At 63.3% G+C, this 17,552-nt stretch carries 12 protein-coding genes; 10 read left to right on the forward strand and 2 right to left on the reverse strand.

All coding sequences use genetic code 11. The features are described 5' to 3' along the window. Nucleotides 1-30: 30 nt before the first annotated feature. Nucleotides 31-753: a GntR family transcriptional regulator gene (locus tag CZ345_RS12895; RefSeq protein ID WP_077074101.1), complete on the reverse strand. Its 723-nt coding sequence runs from the start codon at nt 751-753 to the stop codon at nt 31-33. A gap of 74 nt (nt 754-827) precedes the next feature. Further along, the gene (locus CZ345_RS12900; protein ID WP_077073510.1) at nt 828-1,154 is read right to left on the reverse strand and encodes a hypothetical protein; all 327 of its coding nucleotides are present in this window, start codon (nt 1,152-1,154) and stop codon (nt 828-830) included. Between the two features lie 770 nt (nt 1,155-1,924). Here CZ345_RS12900 and CZ345_RS12905 point away from each other — a divergent pair. The 10 genes from CZ345_RS12905 to CZ345_RS12945 all read left to right on the forward strand — a co-directional run bounded on the left by CZ345_RS12905 (nt 1,925) and on the right by CZ345_RS12945 (nt 17,368). Continuing rightward, nucleotides 1,925-4,039: a glutamine synthetase III family protein gene (locus CZ345_RS12905; protein ID WP_077073511.1), complete on the forward strand. Its 2,115-nt coding sequence runs from the start codon at nt 1,925-1,927 to the stop codon at nt 4,037-4,039. Between the two features lie 167 nt (nt 4,040-4,206). Further along, on the forward strand, nt 4,207-5,313 hold the full coding sequence (locus CZ345_RS12910) for a class II glutamine amidotransferase domain-containing protein (RefSeq protein WP_077073512.1): 1,107 nt from the start codon (nt 4,207-4,209) through the stop codon (nt 5,311-5,313). Then, complete coding sequence (locus CZ345_RS12915) at nt 5,301-6,932, forward strand: glutamate synthase-related protein (RefSeq protein WP_077073513.1); 1,632 nt, start codon at nt 5,301-5,303, stop codon at nt 6,930-6,932. The genes CZ345_RS12910 and CZ345_RS12915 overlap by 13 nt, the downstream gene beginning before the upstream one ends. 65 nt (nt 6,933-6,997) lie before the next feature. Then, a complete protein-coding gene (locus CZ345_RS12920) occupies nt 6,998-9,076 on the forward strand; it encodes an FAD-dependent oxidoreductase (RefSeq protein WP_083717439.1) in 2,079 nt (692 codons plus the stop codon). A gap of 46 nt (nt 9,077-9,122) precedes the next feature. Then, entirely contained in the window at nt 9,123-9,425 is a 303-nt protein-coding gene (locus tag CZ345_RS16340) for a 4Fe-4S dicluster domain-containing protein (RefSeq protein ID WP_083717441.1), read from the forward strand. Between the two features lie 42 nt (nt 9,426-9,467). Further along, nucleotides 9,468-10,694, forward strand: a complete 1,227-nt coding sequence (locus CZ345_RS12925; RefSeq protein ID WP_077074102.1) for an LL-diaminopimelate aminotransferase — start codon at nt 9,468-9,470, stop codon at nt 10,692-10,694. A 104-nt stretch (nt 10,695-10,798) separates the two neighbouring features. Beyond that, a complete protein-coding gene (locus tag CZ345_RS12930; protein ID WP_077073514.1) occupies nt 10,799-12,388 on the forward strand; it encodes a sigma-54-dependent Fis family transcriptional regulator in 1,590 nt (529 codons plus the stop codon). A gap of 136 nt (nt 12,389-12,524) precedes the next feature. Then, complete coding sequence (locus tag CZ345_RS12935) at nt 12,525-12,926, forward strand: DnaJ family domain-containing protein (protein WP_077073515.1); 402 nt, start codon at nt 12,525-12,527, stop codon at nt 12,924-12,926. Between the two features lie 45 nt (nt 12,927-12,971). After that, a complete protein-coding gene (gene uvrA / locus CZ345_RS12940; RefSeq protein ID WP_077073516.1) occupies nt 12,972-15,896 on the forward strand; it encodes an excinuclease ABC subunit UvrA in 2,925 nt (974 codons plus the stop codon). Continuing rightward, the gene (locus CZ345_RS12945; RefSeq protein WP_077073517.1) at nt 15,893-17,368 is read left to right on the forward strand and encodes a DUF4139 domain-containing protein; all 1,476 of its coding nucleotides are present in this window, start codon (nt 15,893-15,895) and stop codon (nt 17,366-17,368) included. The genes uvrA and CZ345_RS12945 overlap by 4 nt, the downstream gene beginning before the upstream one ends. The last annotated feature ends 184 nt before the right edge of the window (nt 17,369-17,552 follow it).

The following is a 17,552-nucleotide window of genomic DNA, read 5'->3' on the forward strand; positions in this document are numbered from 1 at the left end:
CCACTCCTTGCATGACGCCCCGCTCCCCGGCTACTCCCACCGGTTGAAGGAATGAAGCGTCACCAGTCCGGGATTGAAAAACACAAGGCTTTCACAGAGCAGGTCATCCTTCAGGCCGAAGCTGCGCTGATGCCAGTACACCATGGCTTCCCCCTCCTTCATGCCGAAGAAGGCGACCGTTTCCCTCCATGCCGGGCAGGCATGAAAGGCAGTGACCGTATGTGAAAGCTCCTCCCCCGTTACCGCGCCGACAAGCTCCCCGTAGGAAAGCCCCTGAACCTGCGCCTCATCCAGCAGCCTTCCCGTTCCGGGAAAGATGTTGAAGGTGAGCACGACGGGGGCATCGTTCAGCGTATGCTCCGAGCGCTGAACTATCCAGGGGCGCGGCGTCGTCACCCGGGCGGATACGGCTTCGCCGAACATATCCTCCCGCTCCGGCCACGGCGCAAGGCGTATCGTATCCGCCCTGCCGCCTCCGCTCTCCAGCATGCGGCGCAGATTGACTTCCGCGTCGAAACGCATGGGGGCGCTGAGAACGCTGGGGTTGACGATGTTCCCCACTCCGTGCCGCTTGGTGATGAAACCGGCGCGGTCGAGCAGGCTCAACGCTTCCCGAAGCGTCGCCCTGCTCACTTCCAGCATACCGCACAGTTCCTCTTCCGAGGGAAGTCTGCGCGCGCCTTCGGGAAGCGCTCGCATGATCTTCAGAAGTTCTTCTCCCACCGTGCGGGCCAAAGGTGATTTTTTACTCATCAGACGTCTGACCTCTATGTTTTTATGCGTGAAGGCATCGCTTGTCAATGTCTTTCCTGTTTCCGCCCTGAAACTTATGCCGCGAAAAGCCTGCCGCAGTTGCGGCAGCGGTAGAGGTGCCTGCCGTGCCTGTTGTCCATGGCATGGCCCGCCTTGTGGCCCAGGGCCGCGCCGGAAACGCCGCCCGTCACCGCGCCGAGAAGCCCTCCGGTGAGCGCCCCGATGACGGAACCTATCACCGGCACCACGGAGCCTATGGCCGCGCCTGCCGCGGCTCCCACGCCCACGCCGGAAAGCCCGGCGGCTGCGCCGCCTGCGGCCCCGGCGGCCGTACCCAGCGTGCGGTAACGGTCATCTTTAAACACGCGGGAGCTTCCGCATTGCGGACAACGGATGTTCATGCTTCACCTCCGAATGGTTCAGTGTGAATCATAGGGGAAAAATTCCGCCCCTTCAAGAAGCCCCTCCCCGCAGATATTCCGGCCATTTCCGCCGTAAAAACCTTGCCGGAAAAGGCCGAATGCCGTGCACCATGGCGGAAGCTTCGCCCCCCTCCCGGAAAGCGGTCCGCGACCCTCCGGCAAGGGACGGTCTTACGCTTCTGTTCCGGGCCATGTACCGGGGCACGACAAAAACGTGCGTCCGGCGTGCCGCGCCCTCCTATTTTCTACCTTTATGTAGAAAATGCCCATATTCGGCACCATGACGTACCGCAAGCCTTCTCTGCCCTAAAAAATCGCTGTTCCGCCCTCCGCAAGGGCATGAGAGCTGCCCCCATTCCCCCGCGGCAGCATTCCCACCGCCTGTTCCGCTCTGCGCCGGTAACGGCCTCCCCCCAAAAAAGCCCTCTTTTCTCCCGTCCGGGCCTGCAACTTCGCCGGAGGAAAATCCACATTTTGGTAGATTTTTATTTTTTTTGCGGCAACATGCTGATTCTGCAGCATTAATGGCATGGCCCCGACTCGGATATAACATTTTTGTACATAAAATCTCGCTCCTATTTTCTACCTTTATGTAGAAAACGATAACGCTTTTGTTCCGAGCCTTCCTTTTGGAAATTTTTTATTCCTATAATTTCCATATATTATAACAATCCACTCTTCTTTGGCACGCTTCTTGCTATTATCTCGGGCAGAAAAAGCAAGCGACCCTTCCAAAAGGAGTTACAAACATGTCAAATCCCGCCGAGACAAGGCATGACGAAGAATATTTCGGCTGCGACGTCTTCACACTGGACACCATGCGTCAGCATCTGCCCCACGACGTGTACGCCAACCTCGAACAGACGGTGCTGAACGGCACCCGCCTCGATCCGGCCATTGCCGGAACCGTGGCCAATGCCATGAAGGACTGGGCCGTGGCCCGCGGCGCCACGCACTACACCCACTGGTTCCACCCGCTGACCGGCCTCACCGCGGAAAAGCACGACGCCTTCCTCCAGTGCGTGGACGGCAGGATGATTTCCTCCTTCTCGGGAAAGACCCTGCTTTCCGGTGAACCGGACGCCTCGAGCTTCCCCTCCGGCGGGCTGCGTTCCACCTTCGAAGCCAGGGGCTACACCGCGTGGGACCCCACCTCCCCGGTTTTTCTCATCGGCCGCACCCTGCACATTCCCACCATGTTCTATTCCTACACCGGCGAAGCGCTGGACAGAAAGGTACCGCTCCTGCGTTCCGTTTCCGCCGTGTCGCGTCAGGCTCTGCGTATTCTGCGCCTGTTCGGCAACGACAGGGCCCGCTACGTCACGGCTCAGGCCGGCCCGGAACAGGAATACTTCCTTGTGGACAAGGCCCTTGCCGCGAAAAGGCCCGACCTCATCATGACCGGCCGCACCCTGTACGGCGCCACCACGCCCAAGGGCCAGGAAATGGAGGACCACTACTTCGGCGCCATTCCCGCCCGTGTGCTGGCCTTCATGGAAGATCTGGAACAGACGCTGTACCGTCTGGGCATTCCGGCACAGACGAGACACAACGAAGTGGCCCCCGCGCAGTTCGAACTCGCGCCCATGTATGAACAGGTGAACATCGCCACCGACCACAACATGCTGGTCATGAACCTCATGCGCCACATCGCGCCCCGCCACGGCTTCATGTGCCTGCTGCACGAAAAGCCCTTTGAAGGCGTGAACGGTTCGGGCAAGCACAACAACTGGTCTCTTGCCGATTCCGAAGGCAACAACCTGCTCAAGCCCGGCGACACCCCGCAGGACAACGCGCAGTTTCTGGTGTTTCTCGCCGCCGTGCTCCGCGCCGTACACAAACATGCCGCCGTGCTGCGCCTCGGCACCGTGAGCGCGGGCAACGATCACCGCCTCGGCGCCAACGAAGCCCCGCCCGCCATCATTTCCGTGTACCTCGGCGATCAGCTCGCGGAAGTGGTGAACTCCTTCACGGGCAACGGTTCCTGCACGCGCAAGGCGCGCCCCACCCTGAACATCGGCGTGGACGTGCTGCCCCCCCTGCCCCGCGACTATTCCGACCGCAACCGCACGAGTCCCTTCGCCTTCACGGGCAACAAGTTCGAATTCCGGGCCGTGGGTTCCGCGCAGTCCATCGCTCCGGCCAACATCGCCATCAACGCAGCCGTGGCCTGCGCCCTTGAAGACATTGCCGACCGCCTGGAAGCGGAAACGGCCTCGGGCAAGGAACTCAACCTCGCCGTACAGGAACTGCTCACCGACCTCTTCACCGAACATGCGCCCATCGTGTTCAACGGCAACGGCTACACCGACGAATGGCCCCTCGAAGCGGCAAGACGCGGCCTGCCCAACTATGCGAACACCGTGGAAGCGCTTGAACACTACAGCGACGCCGACGTTCTCGAGACCTTCTCCCGCCAGGGCATTCTCTCCGAAAAGGAATGCCTCTCCCGCCAGGAAATCCTGCTTGAGAACTATGCCAAGACCGTAGGCATAGAAGCCGCCGCCGCAAGCCGCATCGGCCGCACCCTCATTCTTCCCGCGGCCATGAAGGCGCAGAGCTCCGCCGCCGAAATGGTGAACCGCACCCGCGCTGCTACGGGCGGCGTGCCCGAAGCGGAAGGTTCCTACCTCGAGATGTTCTGTTCCCTCACCGGCGATCTCATGCTGGCCCTGCGCGTGCTCGACGAAAAGCGCATGGCTCTGGCCGCCGCGGAAGGCGCCGCAGAATGCGCCCGCTTCGCCCGCGACGAGGTGCTCCCGGCCATGAACGCATGCCGTGCCCTGGCCGACAAGCTGGAATCCGTCATGTCCGCGTCCGATTACCCCATGCCCGGCTACGCCGAGCTCATGTGGACGCATTGATACATTCCCTCCCCGGAACATGAGGGGGCGGGCCGCACGCCGGTTCGCCCCTCTCCCACGCAGGGAGCGGTACAAATACGCATCGCGGGCCGTTATCGTTCCGGCAGGGCGGGACGAAGCCCCTTTCGGGAAGAACCTGAAAGCGAAACCTTCAAGGACTATACACCATGTGCAGAATAGGGTCGATTAAAAGCATCACCCCCGTGGGGCCGGGTACGGCTCTCACCCTCATGCTGCCCCAGCAGGAGGGACACGACAACTCCGGTTACGCCATGGTCATGCAGGACATGGCCGGGGTGTTCGGCGAATGGAAGGACAAGCCCCTTCTTTCCGCCGCATGCACGCGCGAAGGCATGCGCGCCGTGGACGACTACATGGCTGAGCATCACTTCACCCTGCTCTTCAGCTGGACGCCCAAGTACGACGCAAGGCCCGGCCTGAACATACGCCCCATGGAGCGCTACATCTTCCGCGTATACGACTACCCTTCCTATTACCGCTACAGCAGCGAAGAGGAAAAGGCCGCCCTTCTGCTCGATACGCGCCTCGCCCTGCGCTCCATGCTGGAAGAAAGAAACGACGGCTTCGTCTATTCCTTCTGGCCTGACGTGCTCACCCTCAAGGAAATAGGCGACCCGCGCGACATCGCCGCCTACTTCCGCCTCTGGGACGACTCCTGCCCCCTGCTCGCCCGCAACATCGTCACCCAGTGCCGCCAGAACACCAACTACGACATCGTGCGCTACGCCGCCCACCCCTTCTTCCTTCAGGGCTACACCGTATGCGTCAACGGTGAAAACACCTTCTACACCAAGAACAAGGAATTTCAGAAATCCCTGCACCGGGGCTACACCGGCTTCGAATCCGATTCCCAGTGCCTGCTCTACAGCCTGCACTATGTGCTGCACGAGCTCAAATGGCCGCTGGAATACTTCAAGCACGTCATCACCCCCCTGCCCTTTGCGGAAATCGACAAAAGAGAAGATGCGGACGTGCTGCGCCTCATCCGCCAGACTCTGGCCCACCTGGAAATCAACGGCCCCAACGCCGTCATCGGCATGCTTCCCGACAACCGCATGATCTGCTGCTGCGATTCCAAGAAGCTCCGCCCCGTGGTGGTGGGACGCACAAACGGCATGATCGCCGTTTCCTCCGAAGTATGCGGCCTGAACGCCGTCATGCCGGAACGCAACGCTTCCCTCGATCTTTACCCCGGCGAACGGGAAACCATCATCATCGACAACGACCTCAAGGTGCGCGTATGCAGGCAGTAAACGCTCTCGACATCTGTACCGGCGATCTGCGCTGGGTCATCCGGCACGATCCTTCCCGCTGCACCATGTGCGGCAGCTGCGTGGCCCAGTGCTCGCAGAACGCCATTGAAGCGGTCATGCTGCGCTGCGACATCACCGTTTCCGAAAAGCCCTGGCCCGAACCGGCCAGAAAGCACTTCACCCGGCCCGTCATCCGCCAGAAGGCCGACCTTGCCCACCTGTGCGTGGGCTGCGGCTTCTGCGCCAAGGTATGCCCCAACGGGGCCATTCACCCCGAACGCAACGCCGACCAGCGCTTCCCGCTCATCGGCCGCGCGCAGGGTCCCATCCGCCGCGGCGGGCGCACCAACCTGAACACGCAGCGCACGCTCGATGCCGTGGTGGTGGGACGCATCAGCCAGATGACCGACCCCGCGCTCGACTCGGAACGCCATACCTTCGACATGCGCGCCCCCCTGGGCCGCGTGCTGCCCACAGGCTCCATGCCTCTGGAAGTGAAGGACGGAAAGCTCGTAAGAACCGACCGCACCCCGCCGGTGAACTGGATTTATCCTCTCATCTTCAGCGACATGTCCATCGGCGCGCTCTCCACCCGCGCCTGGGAGGCCATCGCCCTGGCCGCCTCCTACCTCAACGAGGAATGCGGGCTTCCCGTACGCATGAGCTCCGGCGAGGGCGGCATGCCCGTGAAGCTCATGGAGTCGGACAAGCTCAGGTACTTCATCATACAGATCGCCTCCGGTCATTTCGGCTGGGACCGCATCGTCAAGGCCCTTCCCCGCATGAAGGTCGACCCGGCGGGCGTGCTCATCAAGATAGGCCAGGGCGCCAAGCCCGGCGACGGCGGCCTTCTGCCCGCCTCCAAGGTGGCCCCGCACATTCAGGCCATACGCGGCGTACCGAAGTCCACCCTGCATTCCCCGCCCAACCATCAGGGCCTGTATTCCATCGAGGAATCGGTGCAGAAGATGCACCTTTCCCTCAACGCGGCCTTCGGCTTCCGCGTACCCGTGGCCATCAAGTGCGCAGCCTCGGCCACCTCGGTTTCCGTGTACAACAATCTTCTGCGCGACCCGTACCGCATCTGCGGGGGCTTCTTCATCGACGGCATACAGGGCGGCACCGGCGCGGCCAACGAGGTTTCCCTCGACCATACCGGCCACCCCGTGGTTTCCAAGCTGCGCGACTGCTACCTCGCCGCCGTGGGGCAGGGCCTTCAGGGCCAGATTCCCCTGTGGGCGGGCGGCGGCGTGGGCCTTACCGGCAACGCCGCGGCCGACGCCTTCAAGATGATATGCCTCGGCGCCAACGGCGTGTTCATCGGCAAGATGCTCATTCAGCTTCTGGGCTGCGTGGGTAACGAAACGGGCCGCTGCAACAACTGTTCCACGGGCCTGTGCCCCAACGGCATCTGTTCGCAGGACCCGCGCCTCGTGGCGCGGCTCGATGTGGACAGAGGGGCGCAGGCCATTGTGGACTACGTTCTGGCCTTCGACAGCGAAATGCGAAAACTCATGGCTCCCATAGGCAACAGCTCCCTGCCCGTGGGCCGCTCCGACGCTCTCGTAGCCACGGATCGCGCCGTGGCCGACAAGCTCGGCATAGCCTACGCCTGCTGATTCTCCGGGAGCGCCCCGGCGCTCCCGGACAAAAGTCCGGAACCTCATCCCACAAAGGCAATTCCATGTTTTGCATAGATACCCTCACTCAGCACGAACGCATGTCCACGCAGAGCCTGCTGCTCGCCATATCCGAAGCAGTGGCCCGGGGCGAAACGGAATTTCATATCCATGCTTCCGGTCAGCACGACATCGGCGGCCCCCTGTGGAACGCAGAAGGCCGCACCCTGCGCTTTTTTGTGACCAACCCCGGCCAGAGGGTGGGCTGCATGGGCCTCGACCATACCGACATCATGGTGGAAGGCCCGGCCCCGGCCGATGTGGGCTGGCTCAACTCCGGCGCCCGCATCACCATCAAGGGCGACGCCGGCGACACTGCCGGGCACTGCGCCGCCTCGGGCATCATCTACATCGGCGGCCGGGCGGGCACGCGCTCCGGTTCGCTCATGAAGCACGACCCGCTCTACCCCGAACCGGAAATGTGGATTCTCAAGAGCACGGGTTCCTTCCCCTGCGAATTCATGGGCGGCGGCAGAATGGTGGTATGCGGGCTCGACTCGGAACACCTTCCCTCCGTCCTCGGCGAAAGGGCCTGCGTGGGCATGGTGGGCGGCGTGGTCTACTTCCGGGGCAACCCCGGTTCCTTCGCCGAAGACGACGTGGCCGTGCATGACCTGAACGAGGAAGACATCGCCTTTCTTTCCGGCGGCATGGACGACTTTCTCCACGCCGTGGAACGCTCGGACGTGAAGGAACGCCTCACGAACTGGAGCGAATGGAAGAAGCTCCTCCCCCTGCAGAAGGGCGAGCATGCTCACCGCAGGCTTTCCATGACCGAGTACCGCAAAGAAAAGTGGGTGAAGGGCGGCATTTTCAGCGACGTGGTGGGCGACGATTTTCATGTGAACAGTCTGGTGATGCGCGGCGATTTCCGCCTGCGCGTCCCCTCGTGGGACAATGCGGCCACGGCCTCTCCCTGCGAATACGCCTGCCCCGCGCTCATTCCCACGCACAGGCGCTTCAATCTGCTGCGTGAAGGACGCACCGAAGAGGCCCTGCGCCTGGTGCTCGACTATTCCCCCTTCCCCGGTTCCGTATGCGGCCATGTGTGCCCTAACCCCTGCATGGAGGCCTGCACGCGCGGCAAGCGCATCGACCTGCCCGTGCAGATAGGCGCTCTCGGCAGGGAATCCGCCGCCCTTCGCGCGGATGCCCCCGCCGCGGCAAGCGGAAAGAAGGTTGCCGTCATCGGTTCCGGCGCGGCCGGGCTTTCCGCGGCATGGCAGCTTGCCCGCAGGGGGCACAGCGTCACGGTGTACGAGGCCGACCGCGTCATCGGCGGCAAGATGGAGCAGGTCATTCCCAGAGAAAGGCTCGACCACGCCGTGCTGGAAGCGGAAATCGCCCGCATCGCGTCCCTGGGCGTAACCTTCGTGACCTCCTGCCCCGTGGACGGAAAAAAATTTGAAGCTCTGCGCCGGGAAAACGACGCCGTCATCGTGGCCGTGGGCGGCACGAAGGCCCGCGTATTCCCCTGGGCCGGGAAGGAACGCGTCGTGCCCGGCATCGACTACCTGAAGGCCGTGAACAGGGGCGAACACCCCGCCACGGGCAAAAACGTCATCGTCATCGGCTGCGGCAACGCGGGCATGGACGTGGCGGCCGGAGCCTATGCGGAAGGCGCCGGACATGTGACCTGCATCGACGTGCAGAAGCCCGCGGCCTTCGACGGGGAAATCGCCCATATCGAATCCCTCGGCGGCACGCTGGTATGGCCCTTCAGGACGCAGGCCGTCACGGAAAAAGGTGTGGTGGACGACACGGGCCGCCTCATTGCCGGCGACATGGTCATCGTGGCCGTGGGCGAGGAACCGGATATCTCCTTCCTGCCCGAAGGCGCGCCCACCTTCCGGGAACACTGGCTCGTTCCCGGAGAGGACGGAAGCGTCCTGCCCGGCGTCTTCGCCGCGGGCGACGTACTGCGGCCCGGCCTGCTTGCCGCGGCCATAGGCTCCGGCCGTCTCTTATACACAACTAGCGGAGTGTCGGTGACTTGCTTTCCCTGGCCTGCCTGTCCGCCCCCGTCCTCGCCCCCGAACGCCCGGCCAAAGGCCTCTCTCTTATTCACATCTAGATGTGTATAAGAACCAGTTGGAAGGCCGTGAGCCCAGAAAGGAAGCGGCAAGACCCGTGGCCTCCGCCAGACTCAGCCTGGAATACTTCAGCCGCGTACGCGTGGCCGACCTGCCCGCCCCCGCCGCCGACGATGCCCGCTGCATCAGCTGCGGCACCTGCCGCGACTGCCGCATGTGCCTGAATTCCTGCCCCGAAGGAGCCGTTTCCCGCACGGAGACGGACGGCGGCTTCGCCTATGTTTCCGACCCGGCGCGCTGCATAGGCTGCGGCATCTGCGCGGGCGTATGCCCCTGCGGCGTGTGGACCATGAAAAACAACGACCCCATGTACTTCCCCGCAGGGCGCGTGGTCGCATAACTCTTTCCTCCGGTACGGCCGGAGAACATGTTCGGAGCTTCCATGAAAAGCATCAACAACGCCTACGCGGGCCTTTCCGGCAATTATCTGTTCAGCGAAGTGGCGCGCAGGGTTTCCGCATTCAAGGCCCGCCGCCCGGAAACGGAAGTCATCAGTCTCGGCATCGGCGACGTGTCGCAGCCTCTGGCTCCGGCCGTCATCAGCGCGCTGCACAAGGCCGTGGACGAAATGGCCCGGCCCGAAACCTTCCGCGGCTACGGCCCGGAACAGGGCTACGCCTTCCTGCGCGAGGCCATACTCAGGCATGATTTTCTGCCGCGCGGCGTGAATGTGAGCGCAGAGGAAATCTTCATCAGCGACGGCGCAAAAAGCGACATCGGCAACTTTCAGGAACTCTTCGGCGAAGATGCCGTCGTGGCCCTCACCGATCCGGTCTACCCCGTGTATGAGGATTCCAACGCCATGTCCGGCCGTGCGGGCACGTTCCGGAACGGCCGCTGGAGCCGCCTCGTTTACCTGCCCTGCACCCGGGCCAACGGCTTTCAGCCCGAACTTCCCGAAACGCGGCCCGACGTCATCTACCTGTGCAGCCCCAACAACCCCACAGGCACCGTGCTCGACCGGGAATCGCTCACCTCATGGGTGAACTACGCAAGGCAGCAGGAATGCCTCATCCTCTTCGACGCGGCCTATGAATCCTTCCTCCGCGACGATTCCCTGCCCCACAGCATCTACGAAATCCCCGGCGCGGACGAGGTGGCCGTGGAATTCCGCAGCCTTTCCAAGACGGCGGGCTTCACCGGGCTGCGCTGCGGCTATGCCGTGGTGCCGGAAAAAATCTCCGCACGCACGGCGGACGGCCGCACGCTGAAGCTGCACGACATGTGGCTGCGCCGCCAGTGCACCAAGTACAACGGCTGCCCCTACATCGTGCAGCGCGCGGCGGAAGCCGTGTTCCTGCCGGAAACGCGGCAGCAGCTCGACGCCGCCCTTTCCGTGTACCGGAAGAACGCCGATCTCATGCTCGACGCCTTCCGCCGCATGGGGCTTTCCGCCTTCGGCGGCGTGCATTCCCCCTATGTCTGGCTGCAGACGCCGGAAAACATGCCTTCCTGGAGCTTCTTCGATCTCATGCTGGAGAAGGCCGCCGTGGTCTGCACCCCGGGCGTGGGCTTCGGCGCAAGCGGCGAAGGCTACGCGCGCTTTACGGCCTTCAACTCTCCCGAGAACACTGTCAAGGCGCTCGAAAGGCTGGAAAAGGCCCTGTAGAGCTCCAGCGGAAGAGCTTCCTGCGCCCCCGGAAGAAGCCCTTCCGCCTCCCCGGCCGCGGCGGCCCGAATCCGCCGCGGCCCCATCCTGCGGAAAAATACCCCATGTCCGAGCACGATTTTTCCCTTTCTTCGCCGGAGCCCTTTCTCGAGGGTCTGTACCACGTCGTCGGCACTCTCGAACCGGGTCTGCCCTTCAGGGAGGCCCTTTCCCGCGTGCTTGCCGCCATTTCCCGAGATATGCCCTTCACCCGGGCGCACATCGTGGTGCAGCACCCGGAAAACGGCAGACTCCACCTTTCCATGGCCGAGGGAAAGACCTGCGTGCCTCACCTTACCTATGCCCCGGGCAGGGGCATCACCGGGCAGGTCTTTTCCTCCGGCAAACCCATCATCGTGGAATGCATGAAGGACCACCCCGACTTTCAGAACCGCCTTTTTGAACGCAGTGACGAGGAGCTGCGTTCCCTGGCCTTTCTGTGCGTACCCGTCATCTCCCGCGAACGCCCGGCCGAAGGCGGCGGGGCCAGGCCCGTCGTCGTGGGCACGCTGAGCGCCGACACCCCCCGGGCAAAAGCCTCCGAACTTGCGCTGCGCTGCCGCTTTCTGGAAATCGTGGCCGCGCTGCTGGGGCATCAGGTAGCCTGCCTGCAGGAAGACATGCTGCGCGAAAGCGGGCACTACACCCGGCAGGACGACGCCCCCCTGCCTTCCGAGCTTCGGAACATGCCCTCCATCGTGGTGAGTTCCCAGAGCATGAATCATGTGCTGCACCATGTGGCGCAGGTGGCGCCGAGCGGCACCACCGTGCTGCTGCGCGGGGAATCGGGTTCGGGCAAGGAACTCATGGCCTCGGCCATCCATCAGTGCAGTTCCCGATCTGCGGGGCCCTTCGTCAAGCTCAACTGCGCGGCCCTGCCCGCCGACCTTGTGGAGGGCGAACTCTTCGGCTGGCAGAAGGGGGCCTTCACCGGGGCGCAGCAGGCGCGGCGCGGGGTGTTCGAACAGGCCTCTTCGGGCACGCTCTTTCTGGACGAAATAGGCGACCTTTCCCTGCCCGCGCAGGCCAAGGTGCTGCGCGCCATACAGGAAGGAGAAATCACCAGACTCGGCAGTGAAAAGGCCGTGAAGGTGGACGTCCGCCTTATCTGCGCCACGCATCAGCCTCTGGAAAAACTGGTGGAACAGGGCCTTTTCCGCGAAGACCTCTATTACCGCATCAACGTCTTTCCCCTTTTTCTGCCGCCCCTGCGGGAACGCAAAGACGACATTCTGCCCCTTGCGGAACACTTTCTGCACCTTTTCGCCCGCAGGCACGGCCGGGAAGCGCAGAGCCTTTCCCCCCAGGCGGCGGACGCGCTCACCGCATGGCGCTGGCCGGGCAACGTGCGCGAACTGCAGAACGTCATGGAACGCGCGGTGCTTCTCTGCGAAGGCGATACCGTGCACCCCTGCCACCTGCCCCGGGAACTGCGCTCCGGGGAGGCGGAACTCATTGCCGGAAGTCCGCACGCCGCGCCCCTCGGCTTTCACGAGGAAGTGGGCCTGCTTGAGAAAACCCGGCTGGAAGAGGCCCTCGCCCGTTCCGGCGGCAACATTCATCAGGCCGCGCGCGACATCGACATCACCTACCGCATCTTCTATTACAAAATGAAGAAATACGGCATCGACTACCGGCGCTTTCTTGCGCGCTGACATTTCCTCTCCCTCACTCTCCGCGGCGGAGCCTTTCCCGGGCCCGCCGCTTTTTCACGCCCGCCCCGGCCGTCGGTCCGCATTGAAAAAGCCAGCGGCTGAGGATATAGGTGAAGGCGTTGCAAGGGGGTGGGCCATGGCGGAAAATTTCCTGCATTTTCTGGCGAACCGGGCGGAGCGTCGCATTCAGGAGGCGCAGAAGGAAGGCGCGTTCGACCATCTTCCCGGCGAGGGGCGGCCCCTTGACCTGGAAGACGATTCCGCCGTTCCCCAGGAACTGCGCATGGCCTACAAGGTGCTGAAGAACGCGGGCTATCTGCCGCCCGAACTTGCCGACCGCAAGGAAATAAACACCATACTCGACCTTCTCGAACACTGTGAGGACGGCGCGGAAAAACTGCGTCAGATGCAGAAGCTCGACGTCATCCTCATGCGCATGAAAAGCCGCCGTTCCCGTTCCGTTGCCATAACTGAGAATGATCCTTATTATGAAAAAGTGGTGCGCCGCATCACGCTTATCAGAAACGGACGGCGCTGAGTCTCTTTCCGGCGCTGAGTCGCCGCGCAAGCAACAAGGAACAACATGAATCTGCCCGAAAAACATGCGGGCCCCTGCATCCATATCGAGGGCGCCCGTCAGCATAATCTTAAAAACGTGAACGTGGACATTCCGCGCGACCAGCTCGTGGTGGTGTGCGGGCCTTCCGGCTCCGGCAAGTCCACCCTGGCCTTCGACATCGTGTACGCCGAAGGCCAGCGCCGCTATGTGGAATCGCTCTCCACCTACGCGCGTATGTTCCTGCCCAAGATGGACAAGCCGCTGGTGGACAAGATAGAGGGGCTTTCCCCCGCCATATCGCTGGAGCAGCAGACCACGGCGCACAACCCCCGTTCCACCGTGGGCACGGTGACGGAAGTGTACGACTTTCTGCGCGTGTTCTTCGCCCGCCTCGGCAAGGTGTACTGCCCGCACTGCGGCGCGCCCATCGAGGCACGCGCCTCCGACGAAATCATTGCGGACATCATGGCCATGCCCGAGGGCGAACGCATCATGCTCATGGCTCCCCTGGTGGAACTTCAGAAGGGAACCCATGCCGACCGCTTCAAGAAGCTGCGGGCCGAGGGCTTCGTGCGCGTGCGCGTGGCCACGCTGGGAGAAGAGGCCGCAATATACAATCTCGACGAAGTTCCCGCTCTGGACAAGAACAAAAAGCACAGCATCGACCTTGTGGTGGACAGGCTCGTCATCAAGGACGACATGCGCACCCGCCTTGCCGACTCCGTGGAGCTGGCCCTGCGCCACGGCAAGGGAAGAGTCATCGTGAGCGTGCCGGGCAAGCCCGACATCGTGCATTCCACCGAATCGGTATGCCCCGCCTGCCATGTGAGCGCGCCCGTGCCCTCGCCGCAGCTTTTCTCCTTCAACAGCCCTCAGGGCGCGTGCCCCCAGTGCCTCGGCATAGGCACGGTGGTGGCCTTCGACGAATCCCTCATCGCTCCCGACGAAACGCTCTCGCTCAAAAAAGGAGCCCTCGCCCCCTTCTCCAGCCCCTATTTCATGGCCAAGACAGGCAAGGCGCTGGAAGCTCTCGGCGAACGGCAGGGCTTCACCATGGATACGCCCCTCAAGGACTTCTCCGCCAAGGCAAGAAAGGCGCTCTTCAACGGCGAGGCGGGCGGCATCACCCGCACGGGAAGCCTGCGCCGCAACTTCATGGGCGGCACGAGCCTGAACCGCGACGATGCGGGGGAAAGCCTCTCCACCTCCCACTGGCCGGGCGTCATGTATCTTCTGGAACAGCGCATGAAGCGGGGCGACGCCTGGAGCGACATTCTGAGCCGCTACAGCTACGAAGTGGAATGCCCCACCTGCCACGGCACAAGGCTCAGGAAGGAAGCGCTTTCCGTCAAAGTGAACGGCCTCACCATCGAGGACTTCTGCAACCTTTCCATCGAGCGCGCCCTTGCCTGGGTGAAGGGGCTTTCCTTCACGGGCCGCCACGCCCTTATTGCCGAGCCGCTCATCAAGGAACTTTCCTTCCGTCTCGGCTTCATGGTCAACGTGGGGCTGGAATACCTCACCCTCGGCCGTTCCATGGCCACGCTCTCCGGCGGCGAGGCCCAGCGCATACGCCTTGCCTCGCAGCTCGGTTCCGGCCTCGTGGGCGTGACCTATGTGCTGGACGAACCTTCCATAGGCCTGCACCCGCGCGACAACGAAAGGCTCATCCGCACCCTGCGCAGTCTCCAGAGGCGCGGCAACACCGTACTTGTGGTGGAACACGACGAAGCCACCATCTGCGAGGCGGATACCGTGCTGGAAATGGGCCCGGGTTCCGGCTCTCAGGGCGGGGAACTCGTGTTCGCGGGCACGGTGAAGGAACTCATCCGCCATTCCGATTCCCTCACCGCGCGCTACCTGCGCGGCGATCTTTCCATTCCCGTGCCGGAAACGCGCCGCCGCTCCGACAAGTTCCTCACCCTGCGCGGCGTGACCACCAACAACCTCAAGAACATCGACTGCGCCATTCCCCTGGGCGCGCTCACCTGCGTCACCGGCGTTTCCGGTTCGGGCAAAAGCTCCCTCGTCATCGACACGCTCTACCGCCGCGTGGCGCGGCACTGCGGCCTGCGTACCGAACAGCCCGGCCCCATGAAGGGCGTGGAGGGTCTTGAACAGATAGAACGCATCGTATCCATCGACCAGACGCCCATCGGCCGCACGCCCCGTTCCAACCCCGCCACCTACACCAAGGTGTTCGACGACATCCGCAAGATCTTCGCCATGACGCCGGACGCAAGAAAGCGCGGCTACACCGCCAGCCGCTTCAGCTTCAACGTGCCGGGCGGCAGGTGCGAAACCTGCAAGGGCGACGGGCAGATCCGCGTGGAAATGCACTTTCTGCCCGACATCTTCGTCACCTGCGACGTGTGCAAGGGCCGCCGCTTCAACCGCGAAACGCTGGAAGTGCGCTACAAGGATCTGAACATCTCCGAAGTGCTCGACCTCACCGTGCACGAAGCGCGGGACTTCTTCTCCAGCTATCCCGCTCTGGAACGCAGGCTCGGAGTGCTGGAAGACGTGGGCCTCGGCTACATACGCCTCGGTCAGGCGGCCACCACTCTTTCCGGCGGCGAGGCGCAGCGCATCAAAATCTCGCGCGAGCTCGGCAAAAAATCCCTGCCGCGCACGCTCTACATTCTCGACGAACCCACCACGGGCCTGCACATGCACGAGGTGGGCAAGCTCATCAGCGTGCTGCACCGCCTGGTGGAACGCGGAGCCACGGTGGTGGTCATCGAACACAATACCGACGTCATCATGGCGGCCGACCATATTCTGGACCTCGGCCCCGGCGGCGGCGAAAACGGCGGCACCATCATCGCATCCGGCACGCCCGAGGAAATCATGAAGAATCCCGCCTCCGTGACGGGAACCTTCCTGGTGGAGGAACACAACAGACGCCGCGAATTTCTGAACCGCGCGCTCAGGGAGGACGACGCATGAAAAAGGCCCTTTCCCTCCTCGCTCTTATCTCCCTTGCCCTGCCCCTTCAAAGTCAGGCGAAGCCCGTTTCCGTCACGATGTACCCGCAGGGAGCCATGGTGACGGAAGAGGAAGTCTTCCGGCCCGGACAGGGCCGCATCATCCTTTCTCTGCCCGCCGGAGCGGATGCGGAAAGCCTTTCCGTCTCCCTTTCCGCAGGCACGGTGCAGGAATCGCGCATGAGGATCCGGAACACGCCCTCCCCTGCCATGAAAAAGCTGCAGAAGGAACGGGACGAAGTGCAAAGCGGCCTTGCCCGCGTGGCGGCCGAACGCGAAAATATCTCCTTTGAACGCCTTTTCTGGGCCGAGCCGCCCGTCACTGTTGAAGGAAAGAACAAGAAGGAACTGCACAGGCAGGCGAAGGAAACGCAGGAGCGCCTTGCCGCCATCGCCGACCGGGACGTTGCGCTCGATTCCCGCCAGAGAGAGCTGGAACGGCGCCTGCGGGTACTGGAATCGCGCATGGAGAGCCTCGGCAGGCACAACGACGCCGTGCAGGAATGCGTTCTTGTTCTCGAAGGCGAAGAACCGGTGACGGTACGCTGGACCTATTTTCTGGCCGGAGCCTCCTGGCAGCCCCGCTACCGCGTGCTGGCCGGAGAAAAGGATCAGAAGGCCCGTGTGCTTATGGACGCCGTGCTGCGCCAGACAAGCGGCGCGGACTGGAAAGGCGTGAACGTCACTCTTTCCGGCGCCGATACGTCCGGCAGGGTCAGCCCCCCGGCGCTGCCCGACTGGATCATCAAAGATACGCTGCCCGTCATGCGCTCGGCCAACCTCATGGCGGCCAAGGCCGTTGCCGATGCCGCGCCCGTGCAGGAATACGCCGCCGGAACATTGTGGAATCTCGGCAAGGTGGACGTGCCCGCCGAAGGGAGCCTCACGCGGCCCGTATCCTCCCACGAGTTTTCCGCCTCCTTCTTCCGCCTCGCCCGCCCGGCGCTGGAGGAAAAGGCATGGATTGCGGCCGAAATCAGGGACGACGTCATACCGGTACTGCCCGCAGGGCAGGCCCTGTTCCTCGTGGACGGCGTGGAAAACGCACGCGGCGTCTTCAGCCTCGAACCGGGACGGAAGGAGCTTTTCTTCGGCGTGGATCAGCTTGTGAGCGCCTCGGAACGGAATCTCCCCGTTTCCGCGGCTCCTGCAACGGACGAGGGCATGATCGTCCGGCGGTGGAAAAAGAGCGTGGACATCCGCAACGGGCACGACAGATCCGTGACCGTGCGCGTGGAGGCGGCATCGCCCATCGTGCGCGACGCGTCCACGAAGGTCGCCTTCACGGCGGAACCGGAAGCGAAGGCAGGGGAAGACGGAGCGCTCCGTTTCTGGAACCTCGAGGTCCCGGCAAAAAAGAGCGCCGGCATCGTGTACGAAGTGACCGTGACGGAACCCGACGACAAAGCCTCCGCCGGCAACGAAAGGAACTGAGCATCCGTTTCCGCACGGCGCGCGTCGCCCCGGAGCGGATGCTTCCCCGGAGCCTTGTGAAGGGCCCGACGACAGTGCGCCTCCGCCCCGTGCCGGAAGCGCGCTCCGTACGGGCCCTTTCTTTGCGCCGGAGCGGCCCGGCGGGCGGCCTTGGGCATTGACAAGAGTTTTACGGGGGGGATAT

The organism is Mailhella massiliensis, assembly GCF_900155525.1.
GTDB classification, from domain to species: domain Bacteria; phylum Desulfobacterota; class Desulfovibrionia; order Desulfovibrionales; family Desulfovibrionaceae; genus Mailhella; species Mailhella massiliensis.